This is a genomic window from Sandarakinorhabdus oryzae (genome assembly GCF_009733735.1).
Classification (GTDB): Bacteria; Pseudomonadota; Alphaproteobacteria; order Sphingomonadales; family Sphingomonadaceae; genus Sandarakinorhabdus; species Sandarakinorhabdus oryzae.
The window spans coordinates 1-1,128 of sequence record NZ_WNJP01000336.1 but is presented as its reverse complement, the minus strand read 5'-3'; the positions used below and the strand labels follow the sequence as shown (position 1 = coordinate 1,128).

Sequence of the window (1,128 nt, the reverse complement as noted above, 5' to 3'; positions counted from 1 at the left end):
CGAGCGGCGCCGGCGCGGCGGCGACCGGCGGCACATCGGCGCCGAGCTGGGTCAGCGCGCGGGCGTGGGCGTCATACTGGGCCTGCAGGCGGGCCAGGTGCACCGGATCATCGCCGTTGCGGGCGATGGCATCGGCCAGCAGTTCGGCGCCGGCCACCATCTTGGCGATCTGGCGCTGCTTGCGGGTTTCGAGCTGGCGCGGCGCGAGGATGAACAGATAGGCCACCGGGGCGGAAAGGGTGATGTAGGTCATCACGATCATGATGATCGTCACGCTGTTGTTGGCCAGCATTGTCGTGCTCCAGAAGGGTGAAGGGGCCGTCTGCCCATGGTGCGACGCCGCATGGCATCGCGGCGACGCGAACGCCAGCCCAATACGGCCAATGGTTTGGCAGCGGGCGATTTTGCCGCACTGCACGATAAGGGCAAAGAAAAAGGGGCGACAGCCTTTACGGCCGCCGCCCCTTTTGTTCAGCTGAACCGGTCGATCAGATCGACTGCAGGTTCACCGCGGCCTGCTTGCCACGACGGTCTTCTTCCAGCTCGAACGAGACGCGCTGGCCTTCGTTCAGATTGGCGAAGCCGGCGCGTTCCACGGCCGAAATGTGCACGAAGGCATCCGGCGCGCCATCGTCGCGCTGGATGAAGCCGAAGCCCTTGGTGCCGTTGAAGAACTTCACAGTGCCTTCCACGCGCTCACCCGTCGTCATCGGGGTGCGCTCGCGCGACGGGCGGCGTTCGAAATCGCCACCGGCGCGCGGTTCGCGCGGTTCACGCGGGGCGCGTTCCTCGACCGGCAGCGGTTCGCCTTCGATCTTGAGGTCGGTCGCCGAAACGCGGCCGTTGCGTTCCGTCAGGGTGAATTCCAGCGGCTGGCCATCGGCAAGGCCGGTCAGGCCAGCGGCTTCCACCGCCGAGATGTGCACGAACACGTCTTCACCGCCATCTTCACGGACAACGAAGCCGAAGCCCTTTTGCGCGTTGAAGAACTTGACCGTGCCGCGACCGGTGCCGATCACGATGCCGGGCGACATTTCCCGGCGCGGGCCACCGCCGCCGAAACCGCCGCCGCCGCCACCGCCGAAACGGCCACCGCCGCCACCGCCGCCACCGCCGAAGCGATCACCG

Annotated in this window: 2 protein-coding genes; both read right to left on the bottom strand. The window is 67.3% G+C overall.

Translation table 11 applies throughout. The annotated features are described in order from the left end of the window. On the bottom strand, positions 1-292 hold a 292-nt coding region (locus GJ693_RS16095; RefSeq protein ID WP_156257231.1), incomplete at its 3' end, for a hypothetical protein. A gap of 196 nt (positions 293-488) precedes the next feature. After that, a partial coding sequence (locus GJ693_RS17690) for a cold-shock protein (protein ID WP_328598851.1) occupies positions 489-1,128 on the bottom strand: 640 nt, incomplete at its 5' end.